Source organism: Actinopolymorpha pittospori (assembly GCF_014873875.1).
Taxonomy (GTDB): Bacteria; Actinomycetota; Actinomycetes; order Propionibacteriales; family Actinopolymorphaceae; genus Actinopolymorpha; species Actinopolymorpha pittospori.
Genome location: NZ_JADBEM010000001.1, coordinates 7,367,169 through 7,381,093 on the forward strand (window position 1 = coordinate 7,367,169; position 13,925 = coordinate 7,381,093).

A 13,925-nucleotide genomic window follows, 5' to 3' on the forward strand; every position below is an offset into this window, starting at 1 on the left:
GAGGTAACCGCCCCATGCATGACGACCGCCGAATCGTCGAAGGTCGGATCAGCAAGTTCCGGCGAAGGCACCTGTCCCCCGCGCTCTACAGCGACACCCGCGCCCTCACCCTCGAGGCCTGGCACGTACCCGGGGAACCTGTCCCGGTCACCGAGGCGCTGACCGCCTCCTACGTCCCGATGCGGCTCGGTGAGAGCTGGGGCGGCCCGTGGGCCACCACCTGGCTCCGAGTCACCGGGGAGATCCCGGCGGAGTGGGCGGGCCGGCGCGTCGAGGCGGTCTTCGACCTCGGCTTCGACCTGACCCGCGGTCCTGGCGGGCAGGCCGAGGGGCTGGTGCACGACGTCAACGGCTCCCCGATCCAGGGGCTGCACCCGCACAACCGCAGCGTGCTGCTGGCCGCCGACGCGAGCGGTGGGCAGACGGTGCACCTGCTGGTCGAGCTGGCCGCCAACCCCACCATCTCCGGGAGCCAGGCGATCGGGACCCAGTTCGGGTCGAAGGAGACGGCCGGGCAGGAGCACCTGTACGTGCTCAGGACGGCCGAGCTCGCCGTACGGGAAGAGGCCGTCTGGCAGCTCATCCATGACATGGAGGTGCTGGATGAGCTGATGCACGAGCTCCCCGAGACGTCATCGCGCCGCCACGAGATCCTGCGCGCCCTGAACCGTGCGGTCGACGCCGTCGACCCCCGCGACGTGGCGGGCACCGCTCAGGCCGGCCGCGACCAGCTGGCCGAGGTGCTGTCGCGTCCCGCGCACGCCTCCGCCCACACCATCACCGCCGTCGGGCACGCCCACATCGACTCCGCCTGGCTGTGGCCCGTCCGGGAGACGATGCGCAAGTGCGCGCGGACCTTCACCAACATGACGACGCTGGCACAGGAGTATCCCGAGCTGGTGTTCGCCTGCTCCTCGGCGCAGCAGTACGCCTGGATCAAGGAGCGGTGGCCGGAGGTCTTCGACCGGATGCAGAAGGCCGCGGCAGCCGGTAACTGGGTGCCGGTCGGCGGTATGTGGGTGGAGGCCGACGGCAACCTGCCCGGTGGGGAGGCGTTGTCCCGGCAGCTGGTGTACGGGCGGCGGTTCTTCGCGCAGGAGTTCGGCATCGACCAGGACGGGGTGTGGCTGCCCGATTCCTTCGGCTACACCGCCGCGTACCCACAGCTGGCGCGGCTGGCTGGTGCGAAGTGGTTCCTGACGCAGAAGCTGTCCTGGAACGAGACGAACCGGTTGCCGCACCACACCTTCGACTGGGAGGGCATCGACGGGACCCGGATCTTCACCCACTTCCCGCCGATCGACACCTACAACGCTCAGTTGAAGGGCAGCGAGATCGCCCACGCCGAGGCGAACTTCGCGGACAAGGGCGCGGCCACGCGTTCGCTGGCGCCGTTCGGCTACGGCGACGGCGGCGGTGGTCCCACCCGCTCGATGCTGGAGAAGGCGCGCCGGATGCGTGACCTCGAAGGCTCGCCGAAGGTGGAGGTCACCAGTCCGAGTGAGTTCTTCGCCGCGGCGCGCGCGGAGTATGAGGACGTGCCGGTGTGGCGGGGTGAGCTGTATCTGGAGACCCACCGCGGCACCTACACCAGCCAGGCGCGCACCAAGCGTGGCAACCGGCGTAGTGAGTCGCTGTTGCGTGAGGCCGAGTTGTGGGCGGCGACCGCGTCTGTCCAGGCGGGTGCCGCGTATCCGTACGAGCGGCTGGAGGGGATCTGGCGGCGGGTGCTGCTGAACCAGTTCCACGACATCCTGCCCGGGTCCTCCATCGCCTGGGTGCACCAGCAGGCCGAGCAGGTCTATGGCGAGCTGCGGGCGGAGCTGGAGGAGATCATCGGTGAGGCGGCGGGCCAGCTGGCCTCAGCCGAGGGTCTGTCCCTGTTGAACGCTGGGCCGTACCCGCGCCGTGAGGTGGCGGTGCTTCCCGCGCAGGGGCCCGAGGCGGCGGGCGCGCAGGTGCTGTCGGATGGTCGGCGTGCGGTGGTGGTGGAGGCTCCCGCCCTGGGCGCTGGTGGCACGGTCAGCGAGTCGACGGCGCCCGTCTCCGCCCGGGCCGAGGGCGACGGCTTCCTGCTGAGCAACGGCCTGGTGTCGGTGCGGATCGACGCTGCGGGTCTGGTCAGGTCGGTGTACGACCACGGCGCGAGGCGGGAGGCGATCGCTCCGGGCGCGGCCGGGAACCTGCTGCAGATCCACCCGGACGACCCGAACATCTACAGCGCCTGGAACATCGACCGCTTCTACCGCGACGTGGTGCGGGACCTGAGCGACGCGACGTCGGTGACGTTGAGCGAGGACGGGCCGTTGCTCGCCTCGGTCCGCGTCGAGCGGGTCTTCGGGGACTCCCGCATCGTCCAGCACCTCGAACTCGCCGCCGAGAGCAGGCAGGTGACCGTTCGAACCGACATCGACTGGCAGGAACGCGACGCGGTGTTGAAGGCGGCCTGGCCGCTCGACATCCACGCGGAGCGGGAGAGCGCGGAGATCCAGTTCGGGCATGTGCAGCGACCCACGCACGAGAACACCAGTTGGGACGCCGCACGGTTCGAGCTGTGGGCGCACCGCTGGGTGCACGTCGGTGAGCGCGGCTGGGGTGCGGCCGTTGTCAACGACTCCACCTACGGGCACGACGTCGGCCGCGACACGAGGCCGGACGGTGGCACGACCACGACGGTGCGCCTGTCGCTGCTGCGTGCGCCGCACAGTCCCGACCCCCAGGCCGACCGGGGCGCGCACTCCTTCACCTACGGGCTGATCGTGGGCGCGGGGATCGAGGAGGCCGTGGCCGGTGGCTACGCCATCAACCTGCCGCTGCGGCCGGCTGGCTCGGGTGGCGCTCCGTTGGTCGCGGTCGACAACTCCGACGTCGTGGTCGAGTCGGTGAAGCTGGCCGATGACCGCAGCGGGGATGTGATCGTGCGGCTGTACGAGGCCTTCGGTGGCCGGGCGGTCGCTGCCCTGTCCGCGTCGTTCCCGCTGGCGGGTGTGGACGAGTGTGATCTGCTGGAGAACCCGGAACGTCAGCTGGACCTGACCTCTGACGGATCGGCGGTGGAGCTTTCGCTGCGTCCCTTCCAGATCCGTACGCTGCGGCTGCGACGCGCTGCCTCCAACTGATCCTGCGTACGCGGGCCGTCGTCCCCTCACCTGGGGGCGGCGGCCCGGCGTGCTTGGGGGCTGTGGCGTGGACGTCAGGATGCGGTCAGCTCTGCTGCCCGTTCGGCGAGCCCGTAGACGGTCGGGCTGGGGGAGCCGGTCACGATGGACCGCATGATGGAGCCGTCAGCCACCCGGAGCACTTGGATCCCGTGCAGGTGGAGTTCGCTATCGACGTCGGACAGTCGTCTTCTCCGATCCTGCAGGTGCCCACTGGGCGATTGATGCTTCCCACCAGTGCATAGCGTTGACGGTCACCACGGCATCGAAGGACGCGTCCGGCAGCGATATCGCCGCGGCGCTACCCGGCAAAGCATCGGCGCCCCGCATACCCGGGCCACAGCAAGCGGAAGCCCCGGCGGGTCAGTGCTTGTAGACGTCACGGCGATGGCCGATGTGCATCACCACAACGTGCATGGTCGTCGGCGTGTAGATGATCCGGAATCGCCGACACGGATGCGGAGCGCGCCCGAAACTGTACGCTCTGTACAGCCTGTACAGAGCCGATCCGGCCACCGCGGTGCCAGGGTGGCGGACGAACCGAACCATCCCACTCCGTCGCGTATCCGGACTTACACGGGCAGCGTGGACCGGCGACGGCAGCGTCGGGGACGCTTCACGAGTCGCGTTGATCCTGCGCCGTGATGTCGAGGGCGGCGAGGAACGCGGTCGCCGCCGGCGTGTGGCTGAAGCGGCTCCAGATGACGTACTCGACGCGAGCCGGTGCGTCGGTGACCTCGATGGTGGTGACGCCGGTGAGCTGGGGCGCGTAGGCGGCGGGGAGCATGGCCACGCCGAGGTCCTGCCCGACGAGTCGAGCCAGGAAGTCCGCGTTGGTCACCTCGAAGGCGACCTCGCGGTCGAGACCGGCGGCTGCGAAGGCCTGGTCGGACTGGATACGTCCGGCTGTCCCGGCCGGAAAGTCCACGAAGGTCTCGGTGGAGAGCCTGCGCAGGCTGACCACTGACTCCTCGGCGAGGGGATGGTCCGGCGCGACCACGGCGACGAGTCGCCCACGGGCGAGTTCCCGAGCGGCGACACCCTGCGGGTGCGCGGTGGTCGGCAGTCCAAGGAAAGCGACGTCAAGGGCTCCTTGCTTGACGTGTTCGATGAGGTCGTCGCTGGAGCCGACACGCAGGCTGATGCGCACCTGTGGGTACTGCCGGCGGTAGTCACGCAGCGTGCTCGGGATGTCGACGGCGGCGACGGTGGGGATCAGTCCGACGGCGAGCCGTCCGCGTACCTCCCCGACCGCCGCGGCGACCTCGGCGGCGGCGCGTTCGGCGGCGTCCAGACACTGGCGGGCGGCGGGGAGGAACGCCTCACCTGCCGGCGTGAGCTGCACCCGGCGGCTGGTGCGCTCGAAGAGTCGCGCGCCGAGTTCGCGTTCCAGGCGCGCGACCTGGTGACTGAGGGCGGACTGGACGACCAGGCATCGTTCGGCGGCCCGGGTGAAGCTGTTCGTCTCGGCGACCGCGACGACGTAGCGCATCTGCTGAAGCTCCATGGATCCATCTTGGATCGAGATCGATGAAGTGACAAACATGTGTTGGACTCATTGATCGTTGCCGGGTGAGACTGCGTGACATGACAAGTCACGCCACGCAGAGGGCTTCCGGCACAGCCGGCGGAGTCGCCCACGGGAATCTGCCGCGCACCGCCCTGACGGCGCTCGCTCCCTTGGTGTGGGGCACGACGTACATCGTCACCACCGAACTTCTCCCGCAGGGACACCCACTGTTCGCGGGACTCCTACGTGCGTTGCCCGCCGGCCTGATCGCGCTGGCGATCACCCGGACGCTCCCGCGCGGAGCCTGGTGGGGGAAGGCCGCGGCGCTCGGCGTACTGAACATCGGGCTCTTCCTCCCGCTGCTGTTCATCGCGGCCGAACGCCTGCCGGGCGGGGTCGCCGCGACCCTGGGCGCCGCCCAACCACTCGTCGTCGCCGTCCTGGCCGTCACCGTGCTCCACGAACGCCTCTCCCCCTGGCGGCTGTTCTGGGGGGTGACGGGAGTCGTCGGCGTCGGTCTGGTGGTGATCGGGCCGAACGCGGCACTCGACATCGTCGGGGTCGTGGCGGGCCTTGCCGGCGCGGCCACGATGGGTCTCGGGGTGACGCTCACCAAACGCTGGGGACGCCCTGACGGTGTCAGTCCCACCGCTTTCGCCGGCTGGCAACTAAGCGCGGGAGGCCTGTTCCTTCTGCCCCTCACGTTCCTTGTCGAGGGCGCGCCTCCCGTAATCGACCCGACGGCCGGGCTCGGCTACCTGTGGCTGGGTCTGGTCGGCGGTCTGATCACCTACGCCCTGTGGTTCCGCGGCATCACCTCGTTGCCCGTCACCTCCGTCGCTGTCCTCGGCCTGCTCTCGCCGCTGGTCGCCGCCGTTCTCGGCGCCGTCCTGCTCGGCCAGACACTCGGCCCGATCCAACTCCTCGGGTTCGGGCTCTCCCTCGCCGCGATCGTCGCGGGACAGCTTCGTCCACCCACCCGCTCACCCGCCTCCACCTCAACACCCACCCTCGAAGGGACCACTCGATGAAGATCGCCGTCGTCGGAGCCGCTGGCATGGTCGGCTCGCGTGTCGTCAACGAAGCCGCGAGCCGAGGCCACGACCTCATCGCGATCGTCCGGACGACACGGCCAACCTCCCTGCCGCCGGGAGTGACCGCCGTCAAGGGCGACGCGGACGACCCCGACCACATGAGCGGACTGTTCCACGGCTTCGACGCGATCGTGGCCGCGACCCGACCCGCGCCAGGGCAGGAGCACAAGGCTGTCAGGACCACGACCGCGCTGCTCGACGCGACCGCGACCGCCCAGGCCCGCATCCTCGTGGTGGGCGGCGCCGCTCCCCTCCAGATCCCGGGACGCCCCGACCGGCTCGTCCTCGACAGCCCGGAGTACGTGCCGCAGGAATGGCGCACCCTCGCCGCCACGAGCGCCGCGCAACTGGACGCCTGCCGAGCACACCCGGCCAACTGGGTCTATCTCAGTCCACCCGCCGTCCTCGAACCCGGACCTCGCACCGGAACGTACCGACGTGGCACCACCACCCTCATCGCGAGTGCTGACGGAACGTCCCGCATCTCCGCCGAGGACCTCGCGGTGGCTGTCCTCGACGAACTCGAGACCCCCTGCGAACACCAGCACTTCACCGTCGGCTACTAGTGCGGGGAAGGGCGTAGTGGAGTGGGGCACGCCGCCGAACCGGCCCGGACGCACCCGTGCACAATGGGAGCGGTGAGCGAGCTTCCCGCCTTCGGCACTCTGAAAGCCCAGGCCGCCTCGGAGCGGCCCGACCTGCTCGCGGCGCCGGTCGCCGACGCCGTGCGGGGATGGGATCCCTCAAGCGCACCGGAGCTTCAGGTCGCCGAGATCGATCCCGAACTCGCCGACACGGCCGCCTTCTGCGAGGCGTACGACATCCCGCTCGAGATCTCCGCCAACTGCGTGATCATCGCGGGCCGTCGAGGCGGTGAGAGCCGGTACGCCGCATGCCTGGTGTTGGCCACCACCCGGGCCGACGTCAACGGCGTCGTACGCCGTCGCCTGGACGCACGCAAGGCATCGTTCGCGCCGATGGACGACGCCGTCGCCATGACAGGGATGGAGTACGGCGGGATCACGCCGTTCGGGTTGCCGGCCGACTGGCCCATCCTGATCGACGAGCGGGTGGCCGACTCGCAGGCGGTCGTCGTCGGCAGCGGGCTGCGCCGGTCGAAGTTGCTGGTGCCCGGCCGTTCGCTGACCCTGCTGCCGGGCGCCGAGGTTGTCGAGGGCCTCGCGGTTCCGACGGCCTGAAGCGCCCGCGGGAACGCGGCGAGAAACATCACCACGGTACGTCTCGGGGCGCGTGGTGGAGGTCAGAGCATCCGGAAGTCGTCGAAGTCGAAGCCCGGGGCGACCACGCAGGTGACGAGGACGGGTTCGGTTCCGGCCGGTGCCTCGGCCTGCCACACGCCGCCTGGCACGAGGACCTGCGGGCGTTCGCCCGCCTCCACCCCGGGACCGAGCAGCAACTCCTCCGCCCGCTCGGCGGGCTCCTCACCCGAGCCGCCGAGCCGCACCCGCAGGGAACCGCCGCGATGCCACAACCAGACCTCGTCGGAGCGGACCCGGTGCCAGCGGGACTCCTCGCCGGGATGCAGGACGAAGTAGATCGCGCTGGCCGCCTGCCGTGGCCCGGGGTATCCGTCCGGGGTGAACGACTGCGGAGCCGTCCACGTCTGGCGGAACCACCCGCCCTCTGGATGTGGAGAGAGGTCGAGGAGTTCCGCCAGCGGTGGACGTGACCGGGCCTGCGCCATGGAGCTCGAGGAGGTTGGGGTGTGCTCAGTTACGCGAGGAGCCGGAGCGGTTGCCGAACCACCCGGTGACCTTGTCGCGTACGCCGTCGACGGTGCCGCCGAGGTCGGACAGGATCTTCGCGAGCGGGTCCTGGGACCGGGCGAACGCCTCCTTGTAGGAGTCGGCGGCGTTCCGCGCCTCCGCGCTCATGGAGGCGCTGCCGTCGTCCTCGCGGCGGGGGTAGTCGCCGGCGAGCATCCGGCCGTAGTCGCCCTGGTCGACCCAGTGCCGGAGTTCGGCCGCACGGATCGCGAGGAACGGGTGGCTGCGGGCCTCCAGCAGCAGCAGCTTCAGCACGCTGTCACGAAGGTCGCCGGCCGCGTCGTACTCCGCCGCCTGGGCGAGGAACGCCGTCGCGTCGACGTCGTCGAGGTGACCGCCCGAGGCGAGCTTCATGTGGGTACGCAGGGCGGCGGCCGGGTCCTGGCAGGCCAGCAGGCCGGCCCGGTCCCCTGACAACTCCGCCTTGCGCGACCACTCCATCAGGGCCGCGATGATGGCCCGGATGCCGAGCACGCCCAGTGGCATCCAGGCGATGACGTTGCTCAGCCGGATCAGGAAGAGCAGCACCGACTGGTAGAGCGCGTGTCCGCTCTGGGCGTGGCCCAGCTCGTGGCCGAGCACGAACCGCAGCTCCTCCTCGTCGAGCAGGTCGATGAGTCCGCTGTTGACCACGATGAACGGCTTGTCCAGGCCGATGCACATGGCGTTGGGCATGGGGCCCGTCATGACGTACAGCTCGGGCAACTCACGAACGTCGAGGGTGGCCGCGGCCTCGGCGAAGACCCGGTGCACCTTGGGGAACTGTCGATCGCCCGCACGCACGGCCGAGCCGAGGAAGACCAGCCGCAGCGCCCGCTCGTTGATCAGACCGGACAGCTTGCGAAGAACGACGTCGAAGCCCTTGAGCTGGCGTACGGCGACCAACGCTCCCCGGTCAGCCGGGTGCTCCCAGGCCCGGGAACTGACACCGGTGAGCGTGATCCTGGCACGCGCTGGCCGGTCTTCGGTTTCGCTCATGAGAACTCCCCCATCCGCTCGTGTGCTCGCTCAGAGAACGCTATCCCTATAACGGTCGTCGAGCGACCTGAGTTGTCGGCCGCCACGCCGTGGCGACGACTCAGCGCAGCAGCATGTAGATCGCGATGACGCCGACGGTCACGATGATCGCCCGCAGCAGCAGGGGTGGCAGTCGCCGACCCACGTGTGCTCCCACCTGGCCACCGACGACGGAGCCCAGGGCGATCAGTCCGGCGTGCACCCAGGACACGTCGGCGACGATCATGAAACACACCGCGGCGACGGTGTTGACCAGACTGGTGAGGACGTTCTTGGCGGCGTTGACCCGCTGCAGCGACTCGTTCAGCCCGATGCCGAGGATCCCGGTGAGCAGGACTCCCTGCGCGGCGGCGAAATAGCCGCCGTAGATGCCGGCGAGACCGACGAAGGTCCACACCGCGCCGCCACCGTGCTGTTTCTGGGAGCGCCGGTGCGCGACCTTGCGCGACAGCCAGGGCTGGATGATCACCAGCACACAGCCGAGGCCGACGAGGACCGGGACGATGGCGTGGAACGCGGAGTCGGGCAGGCCCAGCAGAAGGGCCACACCGATGAGTGCGCCGATGACGGACGCGGACCCGAGCCGGATCAGCCGGGACTTCTGACCGACGAGCTCACGCCGATAGCCCCAGGCTCCCGAGATCGCCCCGGGAGCGAGGCCGACGGTGTTGGAGATGGTGGCGGTCACCGGCGGAAGGCCGAATGCCACCAGGGTGGGGAAGGTGATCAATGTGCCGGAGCCGACGACGGCGTTGATGGTGCCGGCGCCGACTCCGGCGAGGAAGACGGCGATGTATTCGAATCCACTCACTACGAACGAGGCTCCTGTGCGGCCGGCTGCGCCGGTCCCGCTGACTCCCCGTCCGACACTGACATTTCACTGCTGGTGCGCTTGGTGCCGAGCCCGCCCTTGGCAGCGTCCTCAGCGGCCGCGATGGCCGCGGCCACCTCGGACTCCGCCGACTGCAGGGCGTGGTCGGTCTGCTGCTCGGCATCCCCCACCGAGACAGGCGTACGCGTGGTGCGGTTGGTCACCGGGCGAGGCGCAGGCGGTGTGCCATCCTCACCGAGCTTCCCGACCATGGAACCGATGCCCTCCAGGGCCTTGCCGATCTCGCTCGGGACGATCCACAGCTTGTTGGCGTCGCCCTGGGCGATCTTCGGCAGCATCTGGAGGTACTGGTAGGACAGCAGGCTCTGGTCGGGTTGGCCCTCGTGGATCGCGTTGAAGACCGTCTCGATCGCCTGTGCCTCACCCTGTGCGCGCAGGATCTGCGACTCGCGCTGAGCCTGGGCCCGCAGGATCTGGGACTGCTTCTCACCCTCGGCGGTGAGGATCGCCGACTGCTTCTCACCTTCCGCGGTGAGGATCGCCGACTGACGCACACCTTCGGCGGTGAGGACCGCGGCGCGCTTGTCGCGGTCGGCGCGCATCTGCTTCTCCATCGAGTCCTGGATGGAGGGCGGCGGGTCGATGCCCTTCAGCTCGACGCGGTTGACCCGGACTCCCCACTTGCCGGTGGCCTCGTCGAGGACGCCGCGCAGCTCGGTGTTGATCTGCTCGCGGCTTGTCAGGGTCTTCTCGAGATCCATCCCACCGACGATGTTGCGCAACGTGGTCATGGTGAGCTGCTCGATCGCCTGGATGTAGTTGGCGATCTCATAGGTCGCCGCCACCGGGTTGGTCACCTGGAAGTAGATGACCGTGTCGATCGAGACGACCAGGTTGTCCTCGGTGATCACCGGCTGCGGTGGGAAGGAGACCACCTGCTCACGCAGGTCGATGGTGTAGCGCACCTTGTCCACGAACGGAACGATGATCGAGAGGCCGGGTCCAAGGCTGCGCGCGTAGCGCCCCAACCGCTCCACGATGCCGGCCCGGGCCTGCGGGACGATCCGAACGGACCGGGCCAGAACTATCACGGCGAATATCGCCAGAACTAGGAAAACAATCACAGTTGCCACGGCTGCTCCGATTCATGAACAAACGCGGTGACGCCCTCGATAGAGAGGACGTCGACGGACTTGCCGGGTTCGATCGTCGAATGCTCGTCGTAGGGACGAGCTGACCAGATCTCACCCCCGATCTTCACTCTCCCACCATGAGAGTGGACCTGTTCCACGACCACACCCGTCTTGCCCACTAGTGCGGATATACCCGTACGGATCGTCGGCGCCTCCCGCAGGTGCCGAAGCGCCACCGGTCGGACCGCCGCCAGCATCCCCAGGGCGACCACGATGGCCACGATGATCGAGATCGCCGGACCGCCGCCGACCAGCGCGGCGACCGCGCCCGCCAGGGCGCCGGCCGCGATCATCAGGAAGAGCAGATCAAGGGTCAGCAGCTCGACCGCGGCCAGCGCAACCGCGAGCACGGTCCAGGCCACCCAGAGGTGATCGTTGATCCAGGCCAGGAGGTTGCCCATGGTCAAAACCTATGTGATCACGGGCTCGCTCCGGGATGCCTGAACAGCGAAATTGTGGATACTTCGCACGTCACCGGCTTGCCCGGGCCGTCCATCGCTGTCCGGAACGCACCAGCTTGAGTGACATGCCGAACGTCTCCGACAGCGAGGCGGAGCTGAGCGTCTCCCTGATCGGCCCGGCGGCCACGACGCCGCCGTTCCGAAGGAGCAGAACGTGGGTGAAGCTCGGCGGGATCTCCTCCACGTGGTGGGTGACCAACACCGTGGCCGGAGCGAGCCCGTCGTTCGCGATCTCGTCGAGGGTGCGGACCAGTCCCTCCCGGCCGGCGAGGTCGAGACCCGCGGCGGGCTCGTCCATCAGCAGCAGCTCGGGGTCCGTCATCAGTGCGCGAGCGATCTGGACCCGCTTGCGCTCCCCCTCCGAGAGGGTGCCGAACGTGCGGTCGGCGTAGTCACCGACGCCGAGCCAGGTGAGCAGCTTGTGCGCCCGGTCGTGGTCGAGGGTGTCGTAGGTCTCCCGCCACCGCCCGAGGACGGCGTAGGACGCGGAGATGACCACGTCGTCGACGCGTTCGTGGCGCGGAATCCGGTCGGCGATCGCAGCGCTGGCCAGGCCGATGCGGGGACGGAGTTCGAACACGTCGACGGCACCGAGGGTCTCCCCCAGGATGGCGGCCGTCCCACTGGTCGGGTGCATCCGGGCCGACGCGATCTGCAACAGAGTCGTCTTGCCGGCGCCGTTGGGACCGAGGACGACCCACCGGTCGGACTCGTCCACTGACCAGCTCACCCGGTCGAGCAGCGTGTTGCCGTTGCGTGTGATCGTCACATCGGTGAGCTCGAGAACGGGGCCCATGGGTGAACAACTTACGGCACGTTCCCCGTCGGCCCGGACGGGGTGGCACGCCGAAGACCCCACCACGTCCGCCGAGCGTCGGGTGAGAACCGCCTAGGCTGAGATTCATGTCGACCTTGCCCCGCGCGGCCCGCTTCGTGACGTGGACGAACGCCTGGTTGATCGGTGCTACCAGCCTCGACGAGGCCGACGACGCCATCCGGGCGCGCGACACCGCGCACCACGTCATCGGTCTGCCGGGTCAGCCGGAGCCCGTTCCGCTGTTGCTCTCCCTCGGCACGCTGCGCAACCTGGGCACGCGTGCGCTCTCCCTCGCCCTGCCGGTGCCGGGTGACCCACTCGGACTCGCGGGTCCGCGGGAGTTCACCGAGGCGGCCATCGAGCTGGGTGAGGCGGTCGTGTGTGAGGGCGCCGGGCTCGGACTCGTCCCGCACGTGATCGGTGCCGGGGTGCAGTGGCAGGTGTATGACGCGAAGCCGGCCGTGCCGGAGTCGTTCGGTGACGCCTCGCTGGAGCTCGCCCACACCCTGCAAGAGGTCATTGACGCACTCGCGGGACTCGACGTAGCCCGCTGGCGGCCAGAGGTTGCCGAGGCGCTCATCGACCTGCGCGCCGTAGGGAGCCGAACCCACGACGGGCTCCCACCCGGGTACGCCCCGCGGGCGGAGGAGCTCGTCACCAGGGCACGCCGGTGCCTGCTCGTGTGTGAGCTCGCCCTGGCCGACGACGGCGGCTCGGCGACCGCGTACGAGGCGGAGTCGCGGCGACGGGCACTACGCCGGCTCGACCACGCCGCCCGGCGGGCCCTGCTCGCCGCCTGCGCTCCCCCACGTTGAGCCAGGCCCCGCATCCGCGCTGGCGGCGTTGTCGTCGACGCGGGTCCGCAGGCTGGTGATCCGGGTGAAGTCCCCAGGGATCTGGCGCCAGCTGTCGCCTCCGTCGGGTGAGGCGAAGAGCTCACCCGACGTGGTGCCGAAGTAGACCCCAACCGGGTCGCTGTCGTCGACGGAGATCGAGTCGCGGAGCACCGAGACATGTCGCGGCGCCTCCGGGAGGCCCTTCCTGCACTCCGTCCACGAGGCGCCACCGTCGGCGGAGCGGTACAGCGCGAGGCGACCGTCCGGCATGGTGCGCCGCCCGGGACCGGCGAGCGGAGCGACGTAGAGGGTTCCGCACCTGTCGACCACGAGCGGGAAGCCGAACGCGCCCGGCAGGCTTCCGGCGACGGGTTGCCAGGACCTGCCGCGGTCGGTCGAGACCGAGACGTTTCCACGGTGCTGAAGGTAGAGCGGGTAGGGCGGGCGCGGGTCGAGGGCGAGCTTGTGCACGTGCCGGCCGACCGCCGGGCACGGATGATCCGGCGGCGCGGGTGGCAGGCCGGAGTTACGGGGTTCCCAGCTGAGTCCCCCGTCGTCGGAGCCGAAGACCCCGGCCCCGGCGACAGCCACCCAGATCCGGCGCCGGTCGGTGGGATGGACGACGATGCTGTGCAGGCAGCCGGCGGTCGCCGGGGTGTCCCAGAACGGCCGGGTGGGGTGGCTGTCGAGGCCCGTCACGAGGGTCCAGGACTCCCCCTCGTCGACGCTGGTGAACAGCCCCGCGTCGGCGACACCGGCGTACAGGCGCGAGTCGGGGGCGGAGTCCGGCTCGCCGAACCGCCAGATCTCCCGGACACCGCGCGGACCCCCGGAGGGGTAGCGAGGGCTGCCCGGCAGGCGCCGCCAGGTCACGCCGTGGTCGTCGCTCGCGTGGACGACCGCCTCGGTGGCCGGCGAGTCGGCCGGCCGGTTGGTCGCGGCGAGCAACCGGCCGGTGCCCGGTAGTGCCATCAGGTCATAGACCTGCCACTCCGGCAGCAGCGGTCCGCGAGTGCGCCAGGTCCGGCGTTCGGGATCGGAGCTGACCACGAAGGCACCCACGGTCGTGCCGACCAGCAGGGACACCCGGCGAGCTGGGTCGAGGTCGGGCATCGGTGCCTCCGGAGCGTGGGAGAAACGGCTGTCCCGGCCGCGGGCCGGTCGTGGGCGGTGCCTGCACGGGTGACCGCGCAGGCCAACTACTAGTCGACACCACCGAC

The 13,925-nt window shown here is 69.8% G+C and carries 15 protein-coding genes; 5 read left to right on the plus strand and 10 right to left on the minus strand.

Features of this window, described 5'->3' with window-relative positions; translation table 11 throughout:
- Positions 1-14: 14 nt before the first annotated feature.
- Positions 15-3,119 (plus strand): alpha-mannosidase, encoded by a 3,105-nt coding sequence (locus tag HEB94_RS34350; protein WP_192753692.1) that lies wholly within the window; start codon positions 15-17, stop codon positions 3,117-3,119.
- Positions 3,120-3,193: 74 nt separating this feature from the next.
- Here the strand turns inward: HEB94_RS34350 and HEB94_RS34355 are convergent, their stop codons facing one another.
- From HEB94_RS34355 to HEB94_RS34360, 3 genes are all read right to left on the minus strand, one after another.
- Positions 3,194-3,364: a GMC oxidoreductase gene (locus HEB94_RS34355; RefSeq protein WP_202897564.1), complete on the minus strand. Its 171-nt coding sequence runs from the start codon at positions 3,362-3,364 to the stop codon at positions 3,194-3,196.
- Complete coding sequence (locus HEB94_RS54940; RefSeq protein ID WP_420481554.1) at positions 3,327-3,488, minus strand: methyltransferase domain-containing protein; 162 nt, start codon at positions 3,486-3,488, stop codon at positions 3,327-3,329. The genes HEB94_RS34355 and HEB94_RS54940 overlap by 38 nt, the downstream gene beginning before the upstream one ends.
- Positions 3,489-3,774: 286 nt before the next feature.
- On the minus strand, positions 3,775-4,665 hold the full coding sequence (locus HEB94_RS34360) for a LysR family transcriptional regulator (protein WP_192753693.1): 891 nt from the start codon (positions 4,663-4,665) through the stop codon (positions 3,775-3,777).
- Between the two features lie 80 nt (positions 4,666-4,745).
- Between HEB94_RS34360 and HEB94_RS34365 the strand changes: the two genes are divergently transcribed.
- From HEB94_RS34365 to HEB94_RS34375, 3 genes are all read left to right on the plus strand, one after another.
- Entirely contained in the window at positions 4,746-5,699 is a 954-nt protein-coding gene (locus tag HEB94_RS34365) for an EamA family transporter (protein WP_192753694.1), read from the plus strand.
- Complete coding sequence (locus tag HEB94_RS34370) at positions 5,696-6,328, plus strand: NAD(P)-dependent oxidoreductase (protein WP_192753695.1); 633 nt, start codon at positions 5,696-5,698, stop codon at positions 6,326-6,328. The genes HEB94_RS34365 and HEB94_RS34370 overlap by 4 nt, the downstream gene beginning before the upstream one ends.
- Positions 6,329-6,391: 63 nt before the next feature.
- Positions 6,392-6,961 (plus strand): YbaK/EbsC family protein, encoded by a 570-nt coding sequence (locus HEB94_RS34375; protein ID WP_192753696.1) that lies wholly within the window; start codon positions 6,392-6,394, stop codon positions 6,959-6,961.
- Between the two features lie 62 nt (positions 6,962-7,023).
- Here the strand turns inward: HEB94_RS34375 and HEB94_RS34380 are convergent, their stop codons facing one another.
- The 6 genes from HEB94_RS34380 to HEB94_RS34405 form a co-directional block, all read right to left on the minus strand.
- Positions 7,024-7,467 (minus strand): cupin domain-containing protein, encoded by a 444-nt coding sequence (locus HEB94_RS34380; RefSeq protein ID WP_192753697.1) that lies wholly within the window; start codon positions 7,465-7,467, stop codon positions 7,024-7,026.
- Positions 7,468-7,492: 25 nt separating this feature from the next.
- On the minus strand, positions 7,493-8,527 hold the full coding sequence (locus HEB94_RS34385; protein WP_192753698.1) for a M48 family metallopeptidase: 1,035 nt from the start codon (positions 8,525-8,527) through the stop codon (positions 7,493-7,495).
- A gap of 100 nt (positions 8,528-8,627) precedes the next feature.
- Complete coding sequence (locus HEB94_RS34390) at positions 8,628-9,377, minus strand: TSUP family transporter (RefSeq protein ID WP_192753699.1); 750 nt, start codon at positions 9,375-9,377, stop codon at positions 8,628-8,630.
- Positions 9,377-10,489: an SPFH domain-containing protein gene (locus tag HEB94_RS34395; RefSeq protein WP_420481555.1), complete on the minus strand. Its 1,113-nt coding sequence runs from the start codon at positions 10,487-10,489 to the stop codon at positions 9,377-9,379. The genes HEB94_RS34390 and HEB94_RS34395 overlap by 1 nt, the downstream gene beginning before the upstream one ends.
- A 29-nt stretch (positions 10,490-10,518) precedes the next feature.
- Positions 10,519-10,992: an NfeD family protein gene (locus tag HEB94_RS34400; RefSeq protein WP_192753700.1), complete on the minus strand. Its 474-nt coding sequence runs from the start codon at positions 10,990-10,992 to the stop codon at positions 10,519-10,521.
- A 70-nt stretch (positions 10,993-11,062) separates the two neighbouring features.
- Positions 11,063-11,848, minus strand: a complete 786-nt coding sequence (locus tag HEB94_RS34405) for an ABC transporter ATP-binding protein (RefSeq protein WP_192753701.1) — start codon at positions 11,846-11,848, stop codon at positions 11,063-11,065.
- Positions 11,849-11,955: 107 nt separating this feature from the next.
- On the opposite strand from HEB94_RS34405, the gene HEB94_RS34410 reads away from it, so the two are divergent.
- Entirely contained in the window at positions 11,956-12,684 is a 729-nt protein-coding gene (locus tag HEB94_RS34410; protein WP_192753702.1) for a hypothetical protein, read from the plus strand.
- Here the strand turns inward: HEB94_RS34410 and HEB94_RS34415 are convergent.
- Positions 12,622-13,818 carry a WD40/YVTN/BNR-like repeat-containing protein gene (locus HEB94_RS34415; RefSeq protein WP_192753703.1) on the minus strand — a complete coding sequence of 399 codons (1,197 nt, stop codon included), beginning with the start codon at positions 13,816-13,818 and terminating at the stop codon, positions 12,622-12,624. The two genes, HEB94_RS34410 and HEB94_RS34415, sit on opposite strands and share 63 nt — an antisense overlap.
- Positions 13,819-13,925 lie beyond the last annotated feature (107 nt).

Bases quoted from the DNA above. Each gene is read 5' to 3' on its own strand.
- HEB94_RS34350 (WP_192753692.1), top strand. From the start codon at position 15: ATGCATGACGACCGCCGAATCGTCGAAGGTCGGATCAGCAAGTTCCGG.
- HEB94_RS54940 (WP_420481554.1), bottom strand. From the start codon at position 3,488: ATGCGGGGCGCCGATGCTTTGCCGGGTAGCGCCGCGGCGATATCGCTG.
- HEB94_RS34360 (WP_192753693.1), bottom strand. From the start codon at position 4,665: ATGGAGCTTCAGCAGATGCGCTACGTCGTCGCGGTCGCCGAGACGAAC.
- HEB94_RS34365 (WP_192753694.1), top strand. From the start codon at position 4,746: ATGACAAGTCACGCCACGCAGAGGGCTTCCGGCACAGCCGGCGGAGTC.
- HEB94_RS34370 (WP_192753695.1), top strand. From the start codon at position 5,696: ATGAAGATCGCCGTCGTCGGAGCCGCTGGCATGGTCGGCTCGCGTGTC.
- HEB94_RS34375 (WP_192753696.1), top strand. From the start codon at position 6,392: ATGGGAGCGGTGAGCGAGCTTCCCGCCTTCGGCACTCTGAAAGCCCAG.
- HEB94_RS34380 (WP_192753697.1), bottom strand. From the start codon at position 7,467: ATGGCGCAGGCCCGGTCACGTCCACCGCTGGCGGAACTCCTCGACCTC.
- HEB94_RS34385 (WP_192753698.1), bottom strand. From the start codon at position 8,527: ATGAGCGAAACCGAAGACCGGCCAGCGCGTGCCAGGATCACGCTCACC.
- HEB94_RS34400 (WP_192753700.1), bottom strand. From the start codon at position 10,992: ATGGGCAACCTCCTGGCCTGGATCAACGATCACCTCTGGGTGGCCTGG.
- HEB94_RS34405 (WP_192753701.1), bottom strand. From the start codon at position 11,848: ATGGGCCCCGTTCTCGAGCTCACCGATGTGACGATCACACGCAACGGC.
- HEB94_RS34410 (WP_192753702.1), top strand. From the start codon at position 11,956: ATGTCGACCTTGCCCCGCGCGGCCCGCTTCGTGACGTGGACGAACGCC.
- HEB94_RS34415 (WP_192753703.1), bottom strand. From the start codon at position 13,818: ATGCCCGACCTCGACCCAGCTCGCCGGGTGTCCCTGCTGGTCGGCACG.